This window comes from Aquincola agrisoli (assembly GCF_036621135.1).
Classification (GTDB): Bacteria; Pseudomonadota; Gammaproteobacteria; order Burkholderiales; family Burkholderiaceae_C; genus Aquincola; species Aquincola agrisoli.
This window is the reverse complement of sequence record NZ_JAZIBG010000009.1, coordinates 151,498-167,908: the sequence shown is the minus strand read 5'-3', so window position 1 is coordinate 167,908 and position 16,411 is coordinate 151,498. Positions and strand designations below refer to the sequence as shown.

The following is a 16,411-nucleotide window of genomic DNA, read 5'->3' as shown; positions in this document are numbered from 1 at the left end:
GCCCTGCGGGCCGACTCCGCTGCGATGCTCGGGCCGAGGTCGTGCCGCATAACTCGCTACGTTCGCTTCGCTCACTGCGCTCAAACAGACGCGGCAAGTCAGATGTTGAAGCGCGCTGCGCGCGCCGACCTCGACCCTGCGCTTCTCGCCACCCCAGAAATCGCCCCCAGCGGGCACCGCCTGCCGCGCAGGCACCGGTGGTTCTGTTTGCCGAAGAACCCCACGCACCTGCTCGACGGTGTACGAGGCGAAGCGAGTACGCCAGCAGCGCGAATCACCAACATGTCTGCGGAGGGCCCCATCGACCGAGCACCGCAAGGAAGTCGGCGCAACGCGCCGACCGCCTCGGTCGCACGCTCCCGCATAACCGCCCACCCCGCAGCCCGTCACCTCACCAACCCCAGCGCCAAACAAGGCAGCCAGGCCAAGGAAACCCAACCATGCTGAAGATCCAGGGCCTCAACACCTACTACGGCGACAGCCACATCCTGCGTGGCGTCGACGTGGAGATCCCCGCGGCCACGTCGGTCGGCCTGCTCGGCCGCAACGGCATGGGCAAGACCACGCTGATCCGCTCGCTGATGGGTTACGTGAAGCCCGCCTCGGGCCGCGTGCAGGTCGACGGCAAGGACGTGACCGGCCAGCCGCCCGAGAAGATGGCGCGGCTGGGCATCGGCTACGTGCCCGAAGGGCGCGGCATCTTCCCGAACCTGAGCGTGCGCGAGAACCTCGTGATGAGCGAGCGACCCGGCCTCGACGGCCGCCGCGAGTGGACCTTCGACCGCGTGATGCAGACCTTCCCGCGGCTGTCGGAACGGCTGGACCACGGCGGCCAGCAGTTGTCGGGCGGCGAGCAGCAGATGCTGTCCATCGGCCGTGCGCTAATGACCAACCCGCGCCTGATCATCCTCGACGAAGCCACGGAGGGCCTGGCGCCGCTGATCGTGGCCGAGATCTGGCGCGTGATCGGCGAGATCCGCGCCACCGGCATCGCGACGCTGATCGTCGACCGCGACTGGCGCAAGGTGCTGGCACACACCGAGCAGGCGGTGGTGATGCAGAAGGGCCGGATCGAACTGGCCGGGCCTTCGCGTGAACTGGCCGAGGCGAAGGACCGCCTGGCCGACTACCTGGGCGTCTGACGCGCACCGACATGGCAGAGATGCAGGCGGTGCGCCGCGCTGTCTGCGTGGATGCCGACCAGGCGCGCGACGCCGAGGGCGCGCTGCTGCTGCCGCAGCCGCCGAACTGGGGCGGCGTGCCGGTGCGCTGGAACAGCATCCCGGCCCAGGAGGTGCGCGGGCCCACCTACTGCGACGCGCCCACCGTGCTCGTCGCCACCGAAGGCACCGGCCGGCGCTGGTACCGCACCGGCCTGCGCGAGCTGGCGCTGCACACCGCGCCGCGCATGGTCGAGCTGTACGGCACCGGCTACGAGATGGACCGCTCGGAGTGGAAGGGCAGCGAAGGCCGGTGCATCGCGCTCCAGTTCACGGCCGACCTGCTGGAGCCCCTGCTGCACGAGGCCGCGCCCGGCTTCACGCTGCAGACCCGCCACGAGCTGTTCGACGAGCGCATCGCGGGCCTCGCATTCCTGCTGTTCGAGGAGGCGCGGCAGGGTGCGCCCGCCGGCCGGCTCTATGCCGAGGGGCTGACGCTCGCGCTGCTGGGCTGCCTGCAGCAGGCGCATGCGGCCCCGAAGCCCGAGGCCGCGCCGCGCCGGGCGGCGGCGCTGTCGGCCCTGCAGCGGCAACGCGTGGTGGCGCTCATCGACGGCCACCTCGGTGAAGACCTCAGCGTGTCGCGCTTGGCCGGCGAGGTGGCGCTGAGCCCTTTCCACTTCGCGCGGGCGTTCAAGGGCAGTTTCGGCATCACCCCGCACCGCTTCGTGCAGCAGCGGCGCATCGACCGCGCGGTGCAGTGGCTGACGCAGCAGCCCGAGCGGCCGATCGTGGACATCGCGCTCGACCTGGGCTTTGCGACCCAGGCCCATTTCACCGAGGCTTTCCGCCGCATCACCGGCGTGACGCCGGCCCGCCTGCGGCGCCGGTAGGCGCATCGCGAAACCCAGCTTTCCGACAAGCCGCGCAGCAATCCGACAGACGGCGAAGGGGTGTGCTTCTTATCGTGGCCGCGGCCCGGCCAACGGGGCTGGGCGATGGACCCCACGACGAGGAGACAACGATGACGAAGACCTTCGCGACCGCTCAGGGCCGCGACACCACGGCCCGCCGCAGGGCGCTGCTGGGCGCCTGGGCCGCGGCGGCCGCGGGCACGTCCCTGCTGGCGGCCTGCGGCGGCGATGGCGGCGGCGGCAGCCCCGCGCCCGCCACGCCGGTGGCGCTGGCCTGCGACGAGAGCCTGAAGACCGCGTTCAAGCCCAATGCCGACACCACCGTGACGCTGGTCAAGGCCTTCAAGCAGGGCGACGTGCTCACCTTGTCGGGCGCCGCCAGTGGCACCAAGGCCGCCAGCGACGTGTGCCTGGTCAAGCTGATGGTGGGCCCGGGCCATCCGGGGCCGGCCGATGCGCCGTCGACCTCGGCCGGCATCGGCATCGAGGTGTGGCTGCCGGCGCAGGCGAAGTGGAACAACCGCGTGCGCGTGCTGGGCGGCGGCGGCTGGGCCGGCGGCTCGGCCATCAGCTCGCTGACGGCCATCGGCGGCCTGAACGCGGCCACGCTCGCCGCCTCCGAAGGCTCGGTGACGGCCGTGACCGACACCGGCCACACGGTGTCGGGCACCGGCTCGTTCGCGATGAACCCCGACGGCAGCATCAACACGACGCTGTGGAAGGACTTCTCCGAACGCGGCATCCACGAGATGGCGGTGAAGACCAAGGCGCTGGCCACCGGCTTCTTCCTCTCGGCGCCGAAGTATTCGTACTGGGACGGCTGCTCCACCGGCGGCCGCCAGGGCCACAAGGAGGCGCAGGCCAATCCGGCGGATTTCGACGGCATCCTGGCCGGCGCGCCGGCCTTCAACTGGACGAAGTTCATCACCGCCGAGCTGTACCCGCAGGTGGTGATGCAGCGCGACCTGGGCGGCGTGCCGCTGACGCCCGCGCAGCTCGCGCTGGTGTCGGCCGCGGCGGTGAGCGCCTGCGACACGCAGCTCAACGGCCAGCACGACGGCTATGTCAGCGACCCCGCGCAATGCCGCTACGATCCGACGCAGGACGCCTCGGTGCTGTGCACGGCCAGCGGCGGCACCAACGCCACGGCCGCCTGCGTGAGCACGGTGCAGGCGCAGGCCTTCAACAAGATCTGGTACGGGCAGACGGCCGACGGCTCGGTGCCTTCGCCGGCGGCGGACGTGGGCTACAACCTGTACCCCGCGTCGAACCAGCTCTGGTACGGCCTCACGCGCGGTACGGCGCTGAACGGGCTGGCGGGCTCGGCCAACGGCGTGCCGGCGCCGTTCACCATCGCGTCGGACACCGTGGCGCTGAGCCTGCAGGATGCGCGTTACGCCACGCCGGGCTTCGTCAACGCGACCGGCAACGGCGCGGACCGCTGGAAGACGCTGACCTACGCGGAGCTGGCCAACGCCTCCGCGCAGGGCGTGGCGCTGCAGGCCTCGTTCGCGAACATCAACACCGACAACCCCGACCTCACGGCCTTCCGGGACCGCGGCGGCAAGATGCTGATGTACCACGGGCTGGCCGACGTGCTGATCCCGCCGCAAGGCTCGATCAACTACTACACGCGGGCGTCCAACGTCGTGGGGGGCTACGCGGCGGCGCAGCAGTTCTACCGGCTCTTCATGGTGCCCGGCATGGGCCACTGCTCGGGCGTGGGCTCCGCCAACGGCGTGGCCGGGGTCAGCCCCGCGGCCAACCCGCCGTTGCCGGCCCCGAACCAGCTGTTCAACGTGCTGGTGGACTGGGTGGAGAACGGCAGGGCGCCGGAGACCATCGTGGTCGAGACCGCCGACAAGGCCGTCAGCCGGCCGCTGTGCCTGTACCCGAAGAAGCTGGCGTACGTCGGCGGCGACGTCAAAGCGGCGGCGAGCTACGCCTGCCGGTGAGATGAAGTGATGCCGCAGACGTCATGAAGGAGGCCGCGCCAGCGATCGGCGCGGCCTTTGGCTTCACGCCTTGCCGTCGGAATCGGCGGGCTTCGGGTCGGCCTTCGGTTCGGCGCCCGAGGGGGTGCCCGATGCAGCAGGGCCTTCAGGTTGCCGGCGCGGGGCGGGCCGGTCGTCGTGCTGCCGCGCGGGGCGGGGCCGCGGTTGGCCGGCAGGCTGCCCGGCGGCTCGTTCGGGCCGGCCGGGCCGGTCGCCACCGGGCCGGCCGGGGCCTTCACGGCGGGGCGGACGGTTGCCGTCGCCACGCCGGTCACGCGGCGGCCGATCGCCCCCCGGCCGGCCTTCAGGCCGTGGCCCGTCCTGCGGGCCGCGATGGCCCGCATGGCGCTGGCCGGGCGGTTGCGCGGGGCGGGGCGGCCGTTCGGCTTCTTCCTTGCGGGCCTGGGCCAGCACGGCTTCCAGCGCCTCGAGCGTCATGCCCTTGAGCGCGGCGAAGTTTGCCAGCGTCAGCGGCGTGCGCTGCGAGGCGTAGAGCAGGTCGGCGCGTTCGCGGCGTTCCTTGTCCGCCTCGACGGCCTGGCGTTGCTGCGCCCGCGCGGCCTTCTCGGCCTGGGCTTCCTGCTGGCGGCGGGCCTTGGCCGCTTCGATCTCGCGTTCACGGCGGGCCTGGTTCTCCTGCTGGCGCCGTTCCTGGTGCAGGGCCTTGCGGCGCGCCAGCTCGGTGGCCGCGGCGTTGCGGTGCTCTTCGCTCAGCTCGCCGGCCGGCTGGCCGTCGAGGTCGAACCGTTCGGTCGACGTCGACAGCGCCTTCAGGTAGGCGTTGCCCGTGGTGAAGCGATGCAGGAAGGCCGACAGCGCGCGCTTGGTGAAGACGCCGGGCGCGCGCTGTTGGATGTCGGCCTGGATGCGCAGCTTGAGCGGCTTCGGGGTGGCGCCGAAGAGCGCCGGGAAGCGTTCGGCCAGCAGCGCGCCGCAGGCAGCGGGCGACAGTTCGTTCGCGGCAGCAGGGGCCTGGGCAGCACCTTCGGCCGGGGCCTCGGCTGGTGCAGCCTCGCCAGCCGCCTGCGGTGCAGGTGCCGCGGTGGGCGCCTCTGGCACGTCGGGCACCTCCGGCGCGGCGGCGTCTGCCGCAGCGGCCGTCGGCGTGGCAGGGGCGTCCTGTGGCGCGGGCGCCGGGGCGGCCGTGTCGATGGCGGCAGGCGCGGGCACGGGGGTGCCGTCGTCTTGCGGTGGCTGGGCAGGGGTATCGGAAGCGTTCGCGGTCATGGCAGGCGTCGGTCAAATCGGCGCGAAGGGCGGATTGTGCCTGCCGCCACCCGCCGACCCCCCGCCGCACCCGCCCGCCGTTCGCCAATAGGGAAAGCCCCAAGCAGGACGACCCTCGATCGACTTGATTGCACCCATTTTTTGTATACAAATATCGCATGCGTCGCTGCAGTCCGCGGCACGCAGCGGCAGGCGGTTCTTCCGCTGCAGTTCCACCGCCCGCCGACCCCCTTCCCGCAGAGGAGCTTTCCATGACGACAGCCATCAGTGCAGGCGCGGCCCCGGCGGCCGCCCCCGCGCACACGGAATCCAACGCGTTGATCAAGCCGGGCTACGACCCGCGCCTGACCAACGAGGACCTTGCGCCGCTGAAGAAGCAGACCTGGGGCCAATACAACATCTTCGCGTTCTGGATGTCCGACGTGCACAGCGTCGGCGGCTACATCACCGCGGGCAGCCTGTTCGCGCTCGGCCTGTCGAGCTGGCAGGTGCTGGTGGCGCTGCTGGTGGGCATCGTCATCGTGCAGTTCTTCTGCAACCTGGTGGCCAAGCCCAGCCAGGTGACCGGGGCGCCGTACCCGGTGGTGTGCCGCGCATCGTTCGGCGTGCTGGGGGCCAACATCCCGGCCATCATCCGCGGGCTGATCGCGGTGGCCTGGTACGGCATCCAGACCTACCTGGCGTCGAGCGCCTTCATGATCCTGGCGCTGCACTTCTTCCCGAACCTGGCGCCGTACGCCGACGTCACGCAGCACGGCTTCGTGGGCCTGTCGACGCTGGGCTGGGTCGCCTTCATGGTGATGTGGGTGCTGCAGGCCTTCGTGTTCTGGCACGGCATGGAAGCCATCCGCAAGTTCATCGACTGGGCGGGCCCCGGCGTGTACGTGGTGATGGCCATCCTGTGCGGCTGGCTGGTGTGGAAGGCGGGCTGGCGGAACATCGACCTGAACCTGGGCGGCGTGAAGTTCCAGGGCTGGGACGCACTGCCGGTGATGCTCTCGGCCATCGCGCTGGTGGTGAGCTACTTCAGCGGCCCGATGCTGAACTTCGGCGACTTCTCGCGCTACGGCAAGAGCTTCGACGCGGTGAAGAAGGGCAACTTCTGGGGCCTGCCGGTCAACTTCGTTTTCTTCTCGCTGCTGACGGTCATCACCACCGCCGCCACGCTGCCGGTCTTCGGCGAGCTCATCACCGACCCGGTGCACACCGTCGGCAAGATCGACAGCACCACCGCCGTGGTGCTGGGCGCGCTCACCTTCATGATCGCGACCGTCGGCATCAACATCGTGGCCAACTTCGTGTCGCCGGCCTTCGACTTCAGCAACGTCGCGCCGCAGCACATCAGCTGGCGCACCGGCGGGATGATCGCCGCGGTCGGCTCGATCTTCCTGACGCCCTGGAACCTCTACAACAACCCCGAGGTCATCCACTACACGCTGGACGTGCTGGGTTCGTTCATCGGCCCGCTGTTCGGCATCCTGATCGCCGACTACTACATCGTGCGCCGCCAGCGCATCGTCGTCGACGACCTCTACACGATGGACCGCCAGGGCAGCTACTGGTATCGCAACGGCTACAACCCGAAGGCGGTGCTCGCGATGATCCCGTCGGCGCTGATCCCCATCCTGTGCGTGATCGTGCCGGCTTGGCGAGGCGCCGCGAACTACGCCTGGTTCATCGGCATGGGCTTGGGCTTCGTCATCTACGCCCTGCTCAACCGCAAGGGCTGACTTCTCCAGAGACCACCATGCGCATCAAGATCATCAACCCCAACACCACCTGGAGCATGACCGAGAAGATCGGCGCCTGCGCCCGCGCCGTGGCGCGGCCGGGCACGCAGATCGTCGCGGTCAGCCCCGCGATGGGGCCGGCGTCCATCGAAAGCCACTACGACGAGGCGCTGGCCGTGCCCGGCCTGCTGCAGGAGATCGCGGCCGGCGAGCGCGACGGCATCGACGGCTACGTCATCGCGTGTTTCGGCGACCCGGGGCTGAAGGCCGCGCGCGAGCTGGCGCGCGGGCCGGTGATCGGCATCGCCGAGGCCGCGATGCACATGGCGAGCTTCATCGGCAGCCGCTTCAGCGTGGTCACCACACTGGGCCGCACCATCGGGCAGGCACGCCACCTGGCCGAGGCCTACGGCATGGAGCGCTTCTGCGCCAACGTGCGGGCCTGCGAGCTGCCGGTGCTCGAACTGGAGGAACCCGGTTCGCAGGCCCGAGAGCGCATCGTCGCCGAATGCCGGCGCGCGCTGGACGAGGACGGTTCCGACGTCATCGTGCTCGGCTGCGCCGGCATGGCCGACCTGTGCGAACACGTGGCGGACGTGCTGGGCGTGCCGGTGATCGACGGCGTGACGGCAGCGACGCAGCTGGTGGAGTCGCTGGTGGCGCTGCGCCTGCGCACCAGCAAGCGCGGCGAGCTGGCGCGGCCCCTGCCGAAGCCGATGGCCGGCCTGCTGGAGGGCTTCTCGCTGGCCCGATGAGCCGCGGCCCGGCGCGGCGCCCTGGCTGGTGGGCCACAATGCCGGCCATGCCGCGCGCCCGCAAGAACCCCGAGTCTTCGCCGCCTGCCGCCGTGGAGCCCGCAGGCGGCGTGGCCGACAAGCAGGCCTCGGTGGAGGGCATCGCGCAGGACCTGGCAACCGCCATCGTCGAGAAGCGGCTGCCGCCCGGCACCTGGCTGCGCGAGGAGGCGCTGGGCCGCGTGTACGCGGTGAGCCGCACCAAGGTGCGCGCGGCGCTGCTGATGCTGTCGAAGGACAAGCTGATCGAGATCATTCCCGACAAGGGCGCGTTCGTCAGCCGCCCCACCGTGCAGGAGGCGCGCGAGGTGTTCGGCGTGCGCCGCATCCTGGAGGCGGAGGTGGTGCGCCTCTTCGTCGCCTGCGCGAAGCCGCGCGACTTCCAGATGCTGGAGCAGCACATCCGCGTCGAGCGCAACACGCTGCGCGAATCCGCTGCCACCGGCACCACCGTGCGCGAGAGGCTGCTGGGCGATTTCCACGTCGTGCTGGCGGAGGCGGCCGGCAACCGCGTGCTGGCCGAACTGGTGCGTGAGCTGGTGGCGCGCAGTTCGCTGATCGCGATGCTGTACCACTCTGCCAACGATCCGCATTGCTCGTCGGACGAGCACGCGGAGTTCCTGCGCCTGTGCCGCCGGGGCGATGCCGACGCGGCCGTCGCCAGCATGATCGGCCACCTGGACCGCATCGAAGCCAGCCTGCAGCTCGACGCGGAACGCGGCGATCGGCAGCTCGACCTGGTGAAGGCGCTTCTGGCCTGAGGACGCCGCCCCGCCGCAGGGGCTTCCGTGGCTGTTGCCGTCAGCGTATGCGCTGGGTATCGAAGCCCTGCGCGTTCATCGTCGAGATGATCGTGTCGACGTGCGCATCGCCGCGGGTCTGGATCACCACGTCGATTTGCGCGCGCTCCACCGGCAGCGAGCTGAAGGCGCGCTGGTGCTGCACTTCCTCGATGTTGGCGCCCATCTCGCTGAGCAGGCGCGCCACCACCGCGAGGGAACCGGGCACGTCGCGCACGTTGACGCGCAGCCGCACCAGCCGGCCCGACTTGACCATGCCCCGGTGGATGATCTCGGCCAGGAGCAGGGGCTCGATGTTGCCGCCCGAGAGCACCAGGCCCACCTTGCGGCCCGCGAACCGGGCGCGGTGGGCGAGCAGCGCCGCGAGGCCGACGGCGCCGGCCCCCTCGACGACGGTCTTCTCGATCTCCAGCAGCATCAGGATGGCCTGCTCGATCGTGTCCTCGCCCACCAGCAACACGTCGTCGACGAGCTGCCGGATCAGCGGCACGGTGAGTGCGCCGGGGGCGCTGACGCCGATGCCGTCGGCGACGGTGGTCTGCGCGCAGGCGCGCTGCTCGCCGTGCTTGGCGTTGAAGACCGCCGGGAAGCGATCGGTCTGCACGCCGACGATCTGCATCCCGGGCCGCATCGCCCGGGCCGCCACGGCCAGCCCGCTGATCAGGCCACCGCCGCCGATCGACACGACCAGCGTGTCGATGTCGGGCTGCTGGGCCAGCATCTCCAGGCCGATGGTGCCCTGGCCGGCGGCGATGTCGAGATCGTCGTAGGGGTGCACGAGCGTCAGGCCGCGTTGTTCGGCCAGCTGCAGGCCATGGGCGCGTGCCTCGTCGAAGGTCTCACCCTCCAGCACCACCGTGGCGCCGAACCGGCGCGTGTTGTCCACCTTCACCGCGGGTGCGAAACGCGGCATCACGATGGTGGCGGGGGTTGCCATGCGCTGAGCGTGGTAGGCCACGCCCTGGGCGTGGTTGCCCGCCGAGACGGCCAGCACGCCGCGGCGGCGTTCGTCTTCCGTCAGCAGCGAGAGCTTGTTCAGTGCGCCGCGCTCCTTGAAGGAGGCCGTGAACTGCAGGTTCTCGAACTTGAGGAACACCTCGCAGCCGGCGATGGCCGACAGCGTCCGCGAGGGCAGGCAGGGGGTTTCGAGCAGATGGCCACGCAGCCGACCGGCGGCGGCGTGGATGTCTTGCACGGTGAGCGTCGCTGTCACGATCGTTTCCTTCGACGGGCCGGCGGCGTGCGCCGAGGTCCGTCAATGATCGCAGCTTGTTCGCCCGGGAGGCGGCCACGGCGCGTTGCGCCGCAGGCGCCGGCCGATCAGCGCGGCTGGCGGCGGCGGCGAGCCACCATGCCCAGCGCGGCCAGGCCACCCAGCATCAGCGCGTAGGTTTCGGGCTCGGGCACCGGCGTCGTCAGCGAGATGTTGTCCAGCGAGCCGCCGTGCGTATCGCTCTTGCCGAGCGCCCAGAACGACAGCACGGTGGAGTGGCCGTAGGAGCCGGTCACGTCGAAGCTGTAGGTGCTCCACTGGTGCTCGGACGTCGCGTTCGTGGCGCTCAGCAGCGTGATCGGCTTGAGCCCCCACATCACCAGGATGTCGTTGCTGTGCGCGCCCAGCGAGGCCGTGCCCGGACGGGCGGAGTACGAGAAGCTCAGCGTGTAGTGCTCGCCGAACGACGTGGCGATGGCCTGGGCGATGAAGCTGTTGCCCGTGGTGTCGAGCTCGATGAAGTTGTTGCCGTCGAACGCCGAGCCGGCCACGTCGTTGCGCAGTTCCACGCCGCGCGGGCCACTGGTCCAGCCCGGCAGGCTGCTGTAGATGTTCCAGGTGCCGGCGGCCTGCGTCGTGGCTTCGAAGCTGCCGTTCGTGACGAGGTTGGTGGCAGCATTCGCGGAGAAGCCGGTCACGGCCAGAGCGGCGACGGCGGAGGCGAGGAGGTACTTCATGGAGGGCCCTGCGAGGTGGTGGTACTGCACGCTCCCGAGGTCCGGGAGCGAAGGGCTGCAGTATCAAAACGTGTCCGCGCCGGCGCGCCCCCGCGAACCAAGGGCCGACGCCGTGGGGCGCATCGGTTTGCCAAATCGTCCGCGGTTGCGCCGCTTCGGTGGCGCTGCTTCGCGGGGCGCCGTAGCGCCGTAGCCACAGTGTGTTGACCGCAAAGGCGGCGTCTCGCGCCTTAAACTGTGGGTTATGTCGTGTGCCATCACCCTCATCAGCGCCGCTGCAGCCCCCAAGGTTGCGGGTGGGCACGATGGCGCGTGCGTTCTCGCCGGAAACCGACGGGCAACGCCCCGTCCCATGGCCGCACAGGCCTGAGCCCGGCGACCAGCCCTTCCTCTCTTCGCGCAGTTCTCCAGGTCGCCGGGCTCCCACCCACCCGCGCCACCCCTATTCCGGAGCACCCCATGGAAGCCGCAGTGCTGGAACGCACGTTGACCGAACTCGACCACATTCGCCTGACCCGGCTCGTCCAGCGAGCCGCTGGATCCGCCCTCGCGCAGGCGAACCATCCCTTGTGCAAGCTGCTCGACGCTGCCGACGTCGTGCCGTCGCAGGCGATCCCGCGCGATGTGGTGACGATGAACTCGCGCGTCGAACTGTGGGATCCGGCGACCGAGCAGTGCAGCACCATGACGCTGCGCTACCCGGCGGACGCGGATCCGGCGTCGGGTGCGGTGTCGGTGATGTCTCCGTTGGGCATGGAACTGCTGGGCCTGCCGGCCGGCAGCACCGTGCGATGGGGGACGGCGGACGGACGCAGCCATGGCGCCGCGCTGGTTTCCGTGCTGTTCCAACCCGAAGCCGCGGGGGATTACCTCGCCTGATGCCGGCCGCAGCGACCGGAGCGTGACGCGTCCCCACCCAAAAAGCTTCACAGTCCAAAAAGCTGTGCTATAGTCATGGACTCGGTTGCACGGCAACGCGCAGCCGGTCAGTGGTCTCTTCGCAGCAATGCGGACGCCGCAGGAGTGGTAGTTCAGTTGGTTAGAATACCGGCCTGTCACGCCGGGGGTCGCGGGTTCGAGCCCCGTCCACTCCGCCAACAAAATCAACGGGTTGCAGCAGAGATGCTGCAGCCCGTTGTGCTTTTTGGCCCACGCGCTGCGGCCTGCCGCAGCCTCGGACCCCGTGGGCCCCCGGGGGTCGATCGGCACGTCAGCACATCACCAGGTCCGTGTGGCCAAAGCCCTGGGTGTAGTCCAGCACGGAGATGACCACGGGCGACACGCGGAACACTGCGACGTCGGCGGCCGTGGGCATGGGGCCGGGCATCGACTTCTGGGGCGGGTATTTCGCCATCATCAGCTGCAGGGCTTTCTCCGCTTCGGCCGGGTCATCCACCGCGCGGGCGCGTGCCGCCATCGACAGGCCCGTGATGTCCATCACCTGCGGCGTGTCGTCGTCGATCGTCAGCGACACGCGGTCGTCGTGCGCGAGGTTGGCCGCCTTCTGGCTGTCCTTTCCGCAGATGAAGTAAAGCGTCAGGCCCTCGCTCGCATAGCCCACCGTCGTCGCCTGCGGCCAGCCGTCGGGCCGCAGCGTGGCGATCGTCATGACACGGTGCTGCTCCAACAGCGCCAGGATCTTGCGTTGGGTCGCGGCGTCCATCGCGGTCACTCCGCGGCCTGCCGCCAGACCAGCACCGGGATCGCCGAGTGGGTCAGCACCAGCTGCGTCTGGCTGGCCAGCAGCATGCCCGCCACGCCGCGGCGGCCGTGCGAGGCCATCGCGATGCAGTCGCATCCCCTGCGCCTGGCCTCGTCGAGGATGCATTCATAGACGTGGTCGTTGACGCAGCGCACGGTGTCGCAGGCGATGCCGCTCTCCGAGGCCGCCTTCGTGACGAACGCGAGGTAGCGGTCGGCGTGCGCCTGGCTGTCGCGCTCGTACTCGTCTCGCGTGTCCTCGAGCACTTCCGCGCGGTAGCTCAGCACGTGGAACTCGGGGCTCACGTGCAACGCGGTGATGCGAGCGCCGAGCGCGCGCGCGAACTGGACGCTTCTCAAGGCCGCGCCTTCCGAAAGCGGCGAGCCGTCGGTGGGAACGAGGATGTGCTTGAACATGGCGATCTCCCGGATGAAGTGCGTCCAAGCGTAGTGCGGCGATGCGGCGGGGCATTGACGCGGCGCAAGCGCGCGCCATCCGGCCGGGCAACGCAACAACCAGCGCCTTGCGCTGGATCAGAGCGCATGCCGCGCGCCGCGCCGATAGTGGCCAGTGGAACGGCCCCGGACCACCGTGCGGCGCACAGGAGCAAGCCATGTCCATCGAACTCCAGACGGAAGACGCCCCGGCCCACCTGCTGGCGCTGATGCTTGCCGCTGCCCACGGCCAGGGCGACGTGATGCAGCGGCTCGACGCGCTCGACGCCTTCGCCCGCCTTGGTGTGAGCCGAGACCGCTTCGCCGAGGTGCTCGGCCCGCCAGGCGACGCGCCCGGCACGCATTGGGGCGACTGCTCCTGGCTGCCCCAGGCGGAGGAGGAGCAGCTCGATCGGTGGCTGGATGCCGTCGTCGATCGGCCGCAGCGCCTGCTGTTGTGCCGGCTGGCGGCCGACGTGCTGGGCGCCGACGACAGCGTGGCACACAGCCGCCGACTGGTGCTCGACCACGCGCTGGCGCGCTGGCACGTCGATCCGGCTGAGCTGCGGGCTCAGCGCACGACCAGCACCGGCACCTGGCCGAGGTGCACCACCTTGTAGGCGACCGAGCCGAGGAGGAGCGACTCCGCCGCCGTGAGGCCGTGCGAACCGATCGCGATGCCGCGGCTGCCGAGTTCACGGGACAGCGCCACGATCCGCTCGGCCGCGTCGCCCATGCGCACGTGGAGCCGCCAGCCGATGTCCGCGCGCTCCACCAGGGCGCGCGCGGCAGCGGACGCGTGCCAGGCGCGCGGCAGCATCCCGGCCTCCGCGGCCTCCTTGACCAGCCAGGGTTGCACATGCACCAGGTCGACCGTGGCAGGCGCTTCGCGGGCAACGACCTGCACCACCATCGCTGCGGCGCGCAGGGCGCCTTCAGAGCCGTCGATCGCGACCAGCCAGGTGTCGGTGCGCCCGGTGCGGTCCGCCGGGACCGTGCCCCAGCTGGCGGCGACCAGGCGGCCGAGCTCGTCGCGCGCCGTCCAGTCCGGCGCGGGCATTGCGGGAGGCGTCGTGGCGCTCATGTCGCGCGATGGTCGAGCTTGCGGTCGGCGAACCGCAGGCTGAGCAGCACGGAGGCCAGGATCACCGAGCCGACGATCGCCAGCGACCACTGGACCGGCAGGTGGAACCAGGGCGCTGCCAGCATCTTGCCGCCGATGAACACGAGCACCAGCGCGAGCCCGTACTTGAGCAGATGGAAGCGCTCGGCCATGTCCGCGAGCAGGAAGTACAGCGCCCGCAAACCCATGATGGCGAAGATGTTCGAAGTGAAGACGATGAACGGGTCGGTCGTCACCGCGAAGATCGCCGGGATGCTGTCGACCGCGAAAACCAGGTCGCTGGCCTCGATCATCACCAGCACCAGGAACATCGGCGTGGCCCACCGCACGCCGTCGATGCGGACGAAGAACTTCTCGCCGTGGAACCCCGGCGTGATGCGCATGTGCCCGCGCAGCCAGCGCAGCAGCGGGTTCTTCTCCAGGTCCGGCTTGTGCTCCGCGAAGACCAGCATCTTGATCCCGGTGATGATGAGGAACGCGCCGAACACGTACAGGATCCACGCGAACTCGCTCACCAGCCAGACCCCCGCGAGGATCATGCCGGCGCGCATCACGATCGCGCCGAGCACGCCGTACAGCAGCACCCGCCGCTGCAGCTCCGGCGGCACGGCGAAGTAGCTGAAGATCATCACGAAGACGAACATGTTGTCGACCGACAGCGACTGTTCGATCAGGTAGCCGGTGATGAACTCGAGCGCCTTGCGGTTGGCCATCTCGCGGCCGGCGGCGGCGTCGAGGTACCACCACAGCAGCGCCGCGAAGCTGAAGGCCATCGTGACCCAGGCCGCCACCCAGCAGCCGGCTTCCTTGACCGAGACGCGGTGCGCCTTGTTGCCACCGAGCACGAAGAGGTCGAGGGCCAGCATCGCAACGACGAAGAGGATGAATCCGCCCCACATCGGGCCGGTGGCGAAGGAGTCGATGTTCATGGTGTGTTGGTGAGGGGGTGCTCCGTACAGCGGGTGCGGAAGGGCGGGTCCTCAGGAGCCGCTCGCCCAGAGCAGTGCCATGCCGGCACCCACGCCGGCCGGGATGCCCACCCGTTCGATCATGCCCGCCGGTGCGCCGCCGATGACCTCGACCGGCACCGGGCAGCACTCGAGCAGCTGGTTGGTGAGCGAGTTCTCCACCGCGCGCACGAGCGCGCTCTTGCGCGCGGTGCCGATGAGGACACGGTCGCAGCGCAGCCGGCGCGCCGCTTCGGCGATGGAGCGGGTCCTGTCGCCCACCTCGATGTGCACGCCGTAGGGCACGCCCGCGGCATCGAGCAGTTGCCGGGCGCCGGCGAGCGCCTCGTCGGCCCGTTCACGGTGGAACTCGGCGCACACCTCGTGGTCGACGTGGCGCGCGACGTGCGCCGAGAAGGGCGGCTGCACGTTCAGCAGATGGACCCACCGCACATCACCGCGGTGGAAGGCGTCGATCGCGTGCTGCACCGCCAGCAGCGCGCTGGGCGATCCGTCGCAAGGCAGAAGGAGCGTGACCATGTCGATTCTCCAGGCAGGGTGGGGGCGTACGCCGGCTCGGCGGTGCCGCGTCGGTGGCCTGTCGACAATCTAGGACCATGTACCGTCCGTGAAAATCAGATTGTTTCGGGTGGATGTTCCGAGAAAACCTGACAATCGTGCCGCTGCCATGAACTACAAGCATCTGCATTACTTCTTCCAGGTGGCCAGGCTCGGCGGGGTGGCGCGCGCCAGCGAACACCTGCACCTGTCGCCGCAGACGATCAGCGGCCAGATCCAGGCACTGGAGGAAGCGCTCGGTACGCCGCTCTTCACCAAGAGCGGGCGCGGCCTGGCGCTCACCGAGGCCGGGCGCATGGTGCTCGGCTACGCCGAGGCCATCTTCTCGATCGGCGCCGAGCTGGAAGAGGCCGTCCGGGAGCACCCCGGCCGGGGCAAGCTGCTGGAGTTCCGTGTCGGCGTGGCCGATGCGGTGCCCAAGACCATCGCCTGCCGGCTGATCGAGCCCGCCACGCAGCTGCCGGAGCCGGTGCGCATCGTCTGCCGTGAATGGAAGCTCGACATGCTGCTCGGGGAATTGGCGCTGCACCGCCTCGACCTGGTGATCGCCGATGCACCCATCCCCACCGCCGTCAGCGTGCGCGCGTTCAACCACCCGTTGGGCAGTTGCGGCATCAGCTTTTTCGCCGCGCCCTCGTTGCTCGCATCCTCGGGCCGGCGCTTCCCGGCCTGCCTCGACGGCGCCCCGATGCTGATGCCGGCCGAGGAGTCGGCGGTCGGGCAGCGCCTGCGCGTGTGGTTGCAGGCGCGGTCGCTGCGCCCCCGGGTGGTCGCCGAGTGCGACGACAGCGCCCTCGTCAAGGAATTCGGGCGGCGGGGCATGGGCGTCTTCATCGGCCCCACGGTGCTCGAGCGCGACATCGAGAAGCAGTACGGCGTGCGCGCGCTCGGTGCGACGCCCGAGGTGGTGGAGACGTTCTTCGCGATCTCGGTCGAGCGCCGGATCACGCATCCGTGCGTGACGGCGATCACCGAGGCGGCGCGCAACGAGCTGTTCGCGCCGCCTGCACGGCGGCGTGCGAGGCGTGCCGCCGCCTGAGCGCTTCGCCACCGGCGC

The 16,411-nt window shown here is 70.2% G+C and carries 17 protein-coding genes and 1 tRNA gene; 10 read left to right on the top strand and 8 right to left on the bottom strand.

What is annotated here, in order from left to right:
- The first annotated feature begins 440 nt into the window (after window positions 1–440).
- The 3 genes from V4F39_RS02665 (at window position 441) to V4F39_RS02655 (ending at window position 4,029) form a co-directional block, all read left to right on the top strand.
- Window positions 441–1,142, top strand: coding sequence for an ABC transporter ATP-binding protein (locus tag V4F39_RS02665; protein WP_332287690.1), 702 nt, complete (start codon window positions 441–443; stop codon window positions 1,140–1,142).
- 11 nt (window positions 1,143–1,153) lie between these two features.
- Window positions 1,154–2,053, top strand: coding sequence for an AraC family transcriptional regulator (locus tag V4F39_RS02660; protein WP_332287689.1), 900 nt, complete (start codon window positions 1,154–1,156; stop codon window positions 2,051–2,053).
- A gap of 131 nt (window positions 2,054–2,184) precedes the next feature.
- Entirely contained in the window at window positions 2,185–4,029 is a 1,845-nt protein-coding gene (locus tag V4F39_RS02655; protein WP_332287688.1) for a tannase/feruloyl esterase family alpha/beta hydrolase, read from the top strand.
- Between the two features lie 63 nt (window positions 4,030–4,092).
- Here the strand turns inward: V4F39_RS02655 and V4F39_RS02650 are convergent, their stop codons facing one another.
- Entirely contained in the window at window positions 4,093–5,295 is a 1,203-nt protein-coding gene (locus tag V4F39_RS02650; protein WP_332287687.1) for a ProQ/FINO family protein, read from the bottom strand.
- A gap of 251 nt (window positions 5,296–5,546) precedes the next feature.
- Between V4F39_RS02650 and V4F39_RS02645 the strand changes: the two genes are divergently transcribed.
- The 3 genes from V4F39_RS02645 to V4F39_RS02635 are packed head-to-tail and all read left to right on the top strand — an operon-like array spanning window position 5,547 to window position 8,580.
- A complete protein-coding gene (locus tag V4F39_RS02645) occupies window positions 5,547–7,025 on the top strand; it encodes an NCS1 family nucleobase:cation symporter-1 (RefSeq protein WP_332287686.1) in 1,479 nt (492 codons plus the stop codon).
- A 17-nt stretch (window positions 7,026–7,042) separates the two neighbouring features.
- Window positions 7,043–7,780, top strand: a complete 738-nt coding sequence (locus tag V4F39_RS02640) for an aspartate/glutamate racemase family protein (protein WP_332287685.1) — start codon at window positions 7,043–7,045, stop codon at window positions 7,778–7,780.
- A gap of 47 nt (window positions 7,781–7,827) precedes the next feature.
- Window positions 7,828–8,580, top strand: coding sequence for a GntR family transcriptional regulator (locus V4F39_RS02635; RefSeq protein WP_332287684.1), 753 nt, complete (start codon window positions 7,828–7,830; stop codon window positions 8,578–8,580).
- A 40-nt stretch (window positions 8,581–8,620) separates the two neighbouring features.
- On the opposite strand, the gene V4F39_RS02630 is transcribed toward V4F39_RS02635, so the two are convergent.
- Both V4F39_RS02630 and V4F39_RS02625 read right to left on the bottom strand, forming a co-directional pair.
- A complete protein-coding gene (locus tag V4F39_RS02630; RefSeq protein WP_332287683.1) occupies window positions 8,621–9,832 on the bottom strand; it encodes a threonine ammonia-lyase in 1,212 nt (403 codons plus the stop codon).
- A 107-nt stretch (window positions 9,833–9,939) separates the two neighbouring features.
- Entirely contained in the window at window positions 9,940–10,569 is a 630-nt protein-coding gene (locus tag V4F39_RS02625) for an FxDxF family PEP-CTERM protein (RefSeq protein ID WP_332287682.1), read from the bottom strand.
- A gap of 459 nt (window positions 10,570–11,028) precedes the next feature.
- Here V4F39_RS02625 and rnk point away from each other — a divergent pair, with 459 nt between their 5' ends.
- Window positions 11,029–11,448: a nucleoside diphosphate kinase regulator gene (gene rnk / locus V4F39_RS02620; RefSeq protein ID WP_332287681.1), complete on the top strand. Its 420-nt coding sequence runs from the start codon at window positions 11,029–11,031 to the stop codon at window positions 11,446–11,448.
- A gap of 141 nt (window positions 11,449–11,589) precedes the next feature.
- Window positions 11,590–11,666, top strand: a tRNA-Asp gene (locus V4F39_RS02615).
- A 113-nt stretch (window positions 11,667–11,779) separates the two neighbouring features.
- Here the strand turns inward: V4F39_RS02615 and V4F39_RS02610 are convergent.
- Together V4F39_RS02610 and V4F39_RS02605 are read right to left on the bottom strand one after the other, a co-directional pair.
- Complete coding sequence (locus V4F39_RS02610; protein WP_332287680.1) at window positions 11,780–12,232, bottom strand: pyridoxamine 5'-phosphate oxidase family protein; 453 nt, start codon at window positions 12,230–12,232, stop codon at window positions 11,780–11,782.
- Between the two features lie 5 nt (window positions 12,233–12,237).
- Window positions 12,238–12,687 (bottom strand): universal stress protein, encoded by a 450-nt coding sequence (locus tag V4F39_RS02605; protein ID WP_332287679.1) that lies wholly within the window; start codon window positions 12,685–12,687, stop codon window positions 12,238–12,240.
- A gap of 197 nt (window positions 12,688–12,884) precedes the next feature.
- Here V4F39_RS02605 and V4F39_RS02600 point away from each other — a divergent pair, with 197 nt between their 5' ends.
- Window positions 12,885–13,325, top strand: coding sequence for a hypothetical protein (locus V4F39_RS02600; RefSeq protein WP_332287678.1), 441 nt, complete (start codon window positions 12,885–12,887; stop codon window positions 13,323–13,325).
- Here the strand turns inward: V4F39_RS02600 and V4F39_RS02595 are convergent.
- Genes V4F39_RS02595 through V4F39_RS02585 form a run of 3 tightly spaced genes read right to left on the bottom strand, consistent with a single transcriptional unit; the run spans window position 13,277 to window position 15,315 of the window.
- Complete coding sequence (locus tag V4F39_RS02595) at window positions 13,277–13,789, bottom strand: universal stress protein (RefSeq protein ID WP_332287677.1); 513 nt, start codon at window positions 13,787–13,789, stop codon at window positions 13,277–13,279. The genes V4F39_RS02600 and V4F39_RS02595 overlap by 49 nt on opposite strands.
- The gene (locus V4F39_RS02590) at window positions 13,786–14,757 is read right to left on the bottom strand and encodes a TerC family protein (protein WP_332287676.1); all 972 of its coding nucleotides are present in this window, start codon (window positions 14,755–14,757) and stop codon (window positions 13,786–13,788) included. The genes V4F39_RS02595 and V4F39_RS02590 overlap by 4 nt, the downstream gene beginning before the upstream one ends.
- A 51-nt stretch (window positions 14,758–14,808) precedes the next feature.
- Window positions 14,809–15,315: a universal stress protein gene (locus V4F39_RS02585; protein WP_332287675.1), complete on the bottom strand. Its 507-nt coding sequence runs from the start codon at window positions 15,313–15,315 to the stop codon at window positions 14,809–14,811.
- Between the two features lie 148 nt (window positions 15,316–15,463).
- Here V4F39_RS02585 and nhaR point away from each other — a divergent pair, with 148 nt between their 5' ends.
- Window positions 15,464–16,393, top strand: coding sequence for a transcriptional activator NhaR (gene nhaR, locus V4F39_RS02580; protein ID WP_332287674.1), 930 nt, complete (start codon window positions 15,464–15,466; stop codon window positions 16,391–16,393).
- Window positions 16,394–16,411: the final 18 nt, after the last annotated feature.

Bases quoted from the DNA above. Each gene is read 5' to 3' on its own strand.
- V4F39_RS02660 (WP_332287689.1), top strand. From the start codon at position 1,154: ATGGCAGAGATGCAGGCGGTGCGCCGCGCTGTCTGCGTGGATGCCGAC.
- V4F39_RS02610 (WP_332287680.1), bottom strand. From the start codon at position 12,232: ATGGACGCCGCGACCCAACGCAAGATCCTGGCGCTGTTGGAGCAGCAC.
- V4F39_RS02600 (WP_332287678.1), top strand. From the start codon at position 12,885: ATGTCCATCGAACTCCAGACGGAAGACGCCCCGGCCCACCTGCTGGCG.
- V4F39_RS02655 (WP_332287688.1), top strand. From the start codon at position 2,185: ATGACGAAGACCTTCGCGACCGCTCAGGGCCGCGACACCACGGCCCGC.
- V4F39_RS02605 (WP_332287679.1), bottom strand. From the start codon at position 12,687: ATGTTCAAGCACATCCTCGTTCCCACCGACGGCTCGCCGCTTTCGGAA.
- V4F39_RS02625 (WP_332287682.1), bottom strand. From the start codon at position 10,569: ATGAAGTACCTCCTCGCCTCCGCCGTCGCCGCTCTGGCCGTGACCGGC.
- V4F39_RS02595 (WP_332287677.1), bottom strand. From the start codon at position 13,789: ATGAGCGCCACGACGCCTCCCGCAATGCCCGCGCCGGACTGGACGGCG.
- V4F39_RS02650 (WP_332287687.1), bottom strand. From the start codon at position 5,295: ATGACCGCGAACGCTTCCGATACCCCTGCCCAGCCACCGCAAGACGAC.
- V4F39_RS02645 (WP_332287686.1), top strand. From the start codon at position 5,547: ATGACGACAGCCATCAGTGCAGGCGCGGCCCCGGCGGCCGCCCCCGCG.
- V4F39_RS02590 (WP_332287676.1), bottom strand. From the start codon at position 14,757: ATGAACATCGACTCCTTCGCCACCGGCCCGATGTGGGGCGGATTCATC.
- rnk (WP_332287681.1), top strand. From the start codon at position 11,029: ATGGAAGCCGCAGTGCTGGAACGCACGTTGACCGAACTCGACCACATT.
- V4F39_RS02585 (WP_332287675.1), bottom strand. From the start codon at position 15,315: ATGGTCACGCTCCTTCTGCCTTGCGACGGATCGCCCAGCGCGCTGCTG.
- V4F39_RS02665 (WP_332287690.1), top strand. From the start codon at position 441: ATGCTGAAGATCCAGGGCCTCAACACCTACTACGGCGACAGCCACATC.
- V4F39_RS02640 (WP_332287685.1), top strand. From the start codon at position 7,043: ATGCGCATCAAGATCATCAACCCCAACACCACCTGGAGCATGACCGAG.
- nhaR (WP_332287674.1), top strand. From the start codon at position 15,464: ATGAACTACAAGCATCTGCATTACTTCTTCCAGGTGGCCAGGCTCGGC.
- V4F39_RS02635 (WP_332287684.1), top strand. From the start codon at position 7,828: ATGCCGCGCGCCCGCAAGAACCCCGAGTCTTCGCCGCCTGCCGCCGTG.